Here is a 6,076-nt window from a genome sequence, read left to right on the forward strand (position 1 = left end):
TGGCCTTTTCTGGAGGCGAATGATGCGGTTGAAGCGATAGAAGAAGTCGTGATTAAGATATGTTCCGTCATCATGGCCCATCACTAACTTTGCATCGACTGTCTTGAGAGTTAAGTTATGACCGTTACTGATATAGGTACCATAGACTTTATTTGTTTCATAGCTGTTATCTGCGTCATCCTTGACTCTGTAGTTAGGGTAAAATTGATTGAACTCTTCTATTGACAGTTTGGTTGCTTCTCGGAACCTTTCTACTTGAGACAGAAAAAGATACTTTTTATTAATTTCTGTTGGTGATAATTCTTTGCTGTAAATCTGAAGATGAGCTACTAGACCCTCGTACCAATTATTAGATAAAGTACCATTGTTTGAAATAAAATTTCCCAACACTACTTTATTTGCTAGATTGATTGGTTGATTTTTGTCTCCTTCACTATGCCAAAGAGTTCCATTGACATAAATTTTCATTTCACCAGTGGTAACATTCTTAGTAAATACCCAGTAAGTCCATTTTCCTTTGATACAGATTTAATCGATCTACCAGGTTAGGTATTAAGGTAAAATTTGTATCATTGAGAGCAAAGTCATTTTCTTTGATGCGACGAGCTATTTCATTAAGACTCATCCCGTCTTGCATTGCTGCTAGAATATAACGAACCTCGCTGTGACTCTTATCGAAAGGTAATTCTAAGGGGTGAAACGTATACTTGAGATTTTCGTATAATTCTTCTTCTGTTTTCCCACTTTTATCCAAATATTGAGCAATTAACAACTCATTCGCTAACTCCAGAGTCGTCACTTCCTGATGTAAATTATCTTCATTTAATACCAAGTCCTCTAGATCGGGACGACGAGCAATTAAATCAAAATCCGGATTAACATTCTCGATCGCTTTAGCCTTATCATAAATATACTTAAGATATGCCGCAGGTGATTGAGTAGACTGAATTGAACTAGGTTTAACGTAGCGAGTAGGAGCATCTTGACTTAAAGCTTCTAGTGCTGTCCTCTCGAGTTCCTCTGGCAGTAGTTTTTGCAGCGAACTAACAGACATATCCATAGAGTTATTTCGTTCATCAAAAGGTAAACGAAAATCCCGCAGAGTATTAGCAACAGGTTCATTAACAAACAGAGTATCCCTAGCCTGATTTTTGAGAACAGCAGAAATATGTTTGGCATGACGGAAATTCTGAGAACCATTAGACATCAAATTTTTTTGGTCTGTCTTCTCCAGATAATTGTAATAGTCAGTAATTGTTTCTAGTTGGTCTACTTGATCTAGGGAGTTAAAGCCAAAAGAAGTCATCAGTTGTTGAACAGCTTCTTGGTTAAGTATTGAGTAATTCATATTTAGTCTTTTGTCCGTAATTAAATAGGTGGGTTGGAACTTTATAGCTTGTCTGTTATTAACAACATATAGTTTCTGGTGACTTTTTGAGATTAAGTTGTTTAAAACTTTGTTTCAGTATTTGTAGTTATTAGTAGTTATTCAACAAACCGAGACGTTTTAACCCTCAACCGAGAGGTTTCAAGCATCAGCAGATGGATGGGAAAGCAGGGCTAAAATTTGCGGTTTTCCTGTAGTTATCATTTTCTTTGTGGGTTTAATACCCCACCGTCAACGGGGGTGTTCACGCATTATATCATGTCCGTTTATATCGTTTGTGTAAACCCAAGGGTGAATATCTACAGGAAATGATGGTTTTTTCTTGCGAGGGTAGCCTTCTTCCCTCTTCCCTCTTTCTTCTTCCTTCTTCCTTCTTCCTTACCTTTGCTATACAAGACCGATGCTACCGGACATGATATTATATGGTTCAGAGTTAATCATCATTGATAGATGGTTTCCTAGTTCTAAAACCTGCAGCAGGTGTGGAACTGTTAAAGAGTCTCTATTGTTATCAGAGCGTGTTTTTGAATGTGAAAACTGTGGTTTCAGTTGTGATCGAGACTTGAATGCAGCGTTAAATTTAGCTATGGCGGTCAGTTTGCTCCGCAACGCTAACGCGAACGACCGTGAATGCCTGTGGACTGGATAACGCCGACGTTGCCAGATAGAAACAGGAATAGAACAGTTGAAGAAGGAGACAGGAGACAGGAGACAGGAGACAGGAGGAAAATTACATGGGGATTCGCTCCCCCAAGTAATGCGTGAACACCGTGTAGACGGTGGGGTATTAAACCCACAAAGAAAATGATAATCATAGATTTATATGGATTATCATAGGTTTCTAAGAACGGATAAGCATTCCAACATAATAAATGGTTATGTAGTCTGGGAAACAGTACAGTTAGCAGACCTAGGGAAAACAAAAAAACTCTTCCCTGAATATAAATCTATACACTCTCAGGTATTGCAAGATATTATCCAGCGTGTGCAGACAACAATGGATAATTTTACCAAACCTGACAAGAATGGTAAAACCAGTGGTAGACGTAAGTGTGATATTCCTGGAAGACCTACAGATAGTAAATTTAGTCCGGCGCTGTCAAGCTAAACTAGGAAAAAATCGTCAGTTTTTACCTAATGGTCAATCAGCTAAATCAGGATTAAATAAGTCTTTGCAAGATGCAGCAACTTATCAATTTCTTGAAGTATTAGAGTATGTTGCCTGGAAGCTAGGTAAGAAAATTATCAAAGTAGACCCAAAAGGTACATCTCAGCATTGTTGGGAATGTTTGAATCAAGTGCCCAAAAGCTTGTCTGAGCGTTTCGCTCCGCGACATGAAAGGCATTCATGTCCTAAGTGTGGACAGGAGTTAGACAGAGATTATAACTCAGCACTCCTGATCCAAAAAATTGGATTGCTATCAACACAGGGGGAGGACATCACCTCTGTTAAAACTGCGGTCAAAGCTTCTTTGGCTGAAGAATCCCTTGCTCTCCCGTAGGAGAGCGTCGGGAGTATGTCAATAATGATTACCTACTTTTCTATGATGCACCGCAGGTAAAATATCTGAGTCACTAACTCTTCCAGTATCCACAGCTGCATAAATAATCCAGTGGTCGCTTGCCTCCATCCGACTTACTACTTCGCACTCTAAATAAGCTAGTGCATCTCCTAAAATCGGACTACCATTTTTAGCAGTTTGAGTATTCACTCCGGCAAAACGGTCTGCACCGGGTGGAAAGCGCTTCAGAAAATGTCGCATCAGACTTTGATAGTTATCTTCCCGCAATACGTTTAAGATAAAGCGATCGCCTACTTGCATCAGCGCCTCAATTGCCCGGTCTTTTGCTACTGCGATAGAAACTCCTAATGGTTTAAAACTAGCTTGCACTACCCAGGAAGCTAACATTGCACTACTAACCTCACCTTTGGTAGCAGTGATAATATACAAACCCCCACTCAAACGACCTAAAGCTTTATCTAAGTCACTATCAAGAGATTTCATCTGCTTAATATTTTTCTTCAGACTCAATAACTGCCCTGCATCCGTGCCCGCTTCCTCACAAAGTTTATAAGTTAATTCTGAAGGAGTTTCTTTAATCAGAATATTGGGGAATGCTTGCTTGAGACCTAACTCCTTAAGTTTATTTGCTAGAGGATATACTGATAAATCATCACCACCACCAGATTCAAATAGACCGAAAGTCTGTTTTTTGTTAGCTGCTGCCAAAATAGTGTTGACTGCAGTTTCAGAAGTGCTTGCTGCCGGACCTGTGGTTGGTGGCGATCCAATGACAATTCCTTTTGCCATTTCTACCAATTCCCGCACTTCTTGGGGGTCGGCAGATTTGAGGTCTATCATTTCTACTGCAACGCCTGTTTTGGTTATCCCGTGGGCAATTGCTTGGGAGAGGCGATCGCTATAACCATAATCAGAAGTGTAGAATACTGCTACTGTTGTTTCTGCTTTGCTTTGTGCTTTGCTCCACTCCTCATAACGGTTGGTTAATTCTACTAAGTTATAACGTAGTAGGGGACCATGACCTGTGGCAATGGTATTGATATCTCCCAGTTTTGCCATGCGTTTCATAGCACTCAATACTGAGCGAGCATTGGGGGCCATCAGACATTCGTAATAGAATTTATAGTCTGCTTCTATGTCACTCAGATTTTCATCGTAAGTTTTGTCTGAGCAATAGTGCATCCCAAAAGCATCACAGGTGAATAGAGTTTGGGTTTTGCTGTCGTAGGTAAAAATAGTATCTGGCCAATGGAGATTTGGAGCAGAAACGAATTCTAAAACGTGACCGTTGCCTAAATCTAATTGGTCGCCATTTTTGACAATTTGTTTGTTAAATGGTGTGTGAACTAAATTTTCTAAAAATTGGATTGCTACTTTTGCCCCAACAACTGTAACTTGGGGAGCTAGTTCGATAATGTCTTTGGCTAAACCACTATGATCTGGTTCGGTATGACTAATAATTAGGTAATCAATTTCTGTAGGTTTAATTAGACCCCAGAGGATGTCTAAATATAACTGACGAAATTTTGCATGGGATGTATCAACCAGAGCATTTTTTTCTCCTCGAATAATAAAGGAGTTATATGTGGTACCATTCTGTAGACCAAATTCTATATCAAAGCGATCGCGGTCCCAATCAAGGGAGCGAATGGCCATGGTATCAGGAGCAATTTTACTTGTCTCCGTTGTTAGTCTATTTTTTACTCGGTCTGTTACTGCTACCATAAGAGACTTCTCTCTAATTTTTTTTGATTTTATTTTTAACAAGCTTTCAACTAGCAGTTTTCGGCTTTTTCTACGGAATTTTCCGTCAACAGCTTTGAGGTTTGTACCTTAAAATATCCAAAAAAATATCCAAAAGTTTTATAGCTCGGAGCTATTTTAGGATTTTTATCCCTAGTAGTAAGTTCGATAGTTGAGGAGAAGTTAAAATCTCCTTTTCAATTTTTTTGGATTTATCGCAGTCGAAGGGAAGGAGAGGACATATCAAAAGTGGAAAACTCAGACAATGTCAGATTTTTTCTTCTGCCTTCTGCCTTCTGCCTTCTGCCTTCTGCCTTCTGCTATAAGTCAACTTAGGCTGATAGCTTATTGCTGAAAGCTGAGAACTTTTTAATATCTTTACACAATTTAACTATAAGTTTTTTATAGAAAATTTTATTAGAAAGTTAAGAATATCAAATAATGCTTTACTTATTTTCTTTTTTGGGAGATATTTTTATCAAATTATGGTAAGGTTATAGGGTTTTGCTACTATCCAATAGCACAAAGGAGAAACAATGAAACACCGATTAGCCACCGTGGGAGTTGTTACAACTGCTTTAGTGCTGGGAAGTCTGATTCTGCCAATATCAGCACAGGCGCAGCTTTGTTATGGGTATGGCTCTCAAAAAGCAAATTATGAAACGGCAAACTTTAATATTAATATTTGCGAAACTCAAAAGGGTGAATATATATTCATTAGTCAACCTAAGAATGGAACTGAGCAAGATTGGCTGATTGTTGGTAATGCCACAAAAAGAGGTAGTTCTTGGGAAGCTTATGACCCGGTACGAGGAATTGAATATATTGTTAGCCCAGACCAATATCGTGTAGATTCTATAACACAGAATGGCCTCACAGAGCGTGTAATTAATTACCAGGCTAAAGCAAGGGCTAAATTAAAAACTTGTTATATTCTCAGGCCAAATGGATTATATATTTTTGAGTCACGCAATTCAGCGAGTCGTAGAATTGGAGTGCTAGAAAATGGTCAGAGAATAGAAGTTACCGGAAATGAAGAAATTGGTAGTGGCACTCAAAGGTTTATAGAAGTTACAAATCCATATCAAGGATATATAGTTTCTAGAGATAGTAGTGGAAGCTATATCTCAGATTGTTCTCCTTAATTAAGGAAGAAGGAAGAAGGAAGAAGGAAGAAGTTACATAGAATCTGGTTATATACAGCGCATCCCGTTGTTATGAGGTACACCCATCACGGGCAAGATGCCTGCACTACAATATTTTCATCATTTACCCTGTACCTCATTTGCCCGAAATATGCTGTATTATGTGTTCATAATTTCTTAAATTACTTAAATTTCTCCCCCACCCCTAACCCCGACCGTGGAGGGGAGTATGGGAGAAATTAAAAAATATATATCTTCACCAAAACCCATGCAGGACA

7 protein-coding genes are annotated in these 6,076 nt (G+C 38.8%); 4 read left to right on the forward strand and 3 right to left on the reverse strand.

The window, feature by feature from the left end; translation table 11 throughout:
* Together F6K13_RS14475 and F6K13_RS14480 are read right to left on the reverse strand one after the other, a co-directional pair.
* A partial coding sequence (locus F6K13_RS14475) for a LamG-like jellyroll fold domain-containing protein (RefSeq protein ID WP_287287697.1) occupies window positions 1-468 on the reverse strand: 468 nt, incomplete at its 3' end.
* Between the two features lie 19 nt (window positions 469-487).
* Window positions 488-1,348, reverse strand: a complete 861-nt coding sequence (locus F6K13_RS14480) for a Tc toxin subunit A (protein ID WP_124154591.1) — start codon at window positions 1,346-1,348, stop codon at window positions 488-490.
* 451 nt (window positions 1,349-1,799) lie between these two features.
* Here F6K13_RS14480 and F6K13_RS14485 point away from each other — a divergent pair, with 451 nt between their 5' ends.
* From F6K13_RS14485 to F6K13_RS14495, 3 genes are all read left to right on the forward strand, one after another.
* Complete coding sequence (locus tag F6K13_RS14485; protein WP_287241084.1) at window positions 1,800-2,036, forward strand: zinc ribbon domain-containing protein; 237 nt, start codon at window positions 1,800-1,802, stop codon at window positions 2,034-2,036.
* Between the two features lie 36 nt (window positions 2,037-2,072).
* Window positions 2,073-2,195: a hypothetical protein gene (locus F6K13_RS14490; protein ID WP_282433642.1), complete on the forward strand. Its 123-nt coding sequence runs from the start codon at window positions 2,073-2,075 to the stop codon at window positions 2,193-2,195.
* A gap of 175 nt (window positions 2,196-2,370) precedes the next feature.
* A complete protein-coding gene (locus F6K13_RS14495) occupies window positions 2,371-2,889 on the forward strand; it encodes a zinc ribbon domain-containing protein (protein WP_161565044.1) in 519 nt (172 codons plus the stop codon).
* A gap of 18 nt (window positions 2,890-2,907) precedes the next feature.
* On the opposite strand, the gene F6K13_RS14500 is transcribed toward F6K13_RS14495, so the two are convergent.
* Entirely contained in the window at window positions 2,908-4,635 is a 1,728-nt protein-coding gene (locus tag F6K13_RS14500) for a diflavin flavoprotein (RefSeq protein ID WP_124155226.1), read from the reverse strand.
* A 554-nt stretch (window positions 4,636-5,189) separates the two neighbouring features.
* On the opposite strand from F6K13_RS14500, the gene F6K13_RS14505 reads away from it, so the two are divergent.
* Window positions 5,190-5,798, forward strand: a complete 609-nt coding sequence (locus F6K13_RS14505) for a hypothetical protein (protein ID WP_124143649.1) — start codon at window positions 5,190-5,192, stop codon at window positions 5,796-5,798.
* Window positions 5,799-6,076: the final 278 nt, after the last annotated feature.

It is taken from the genome of Okeania sp. SIO2B9, assembly GCF_010672505.1.
Lineage (GTDB): Bacteria > Cyanobacteriota > Cyanobacteriia > Cyanobacteriales > Microcoleaceae > Okeania > Okeania hirsuta.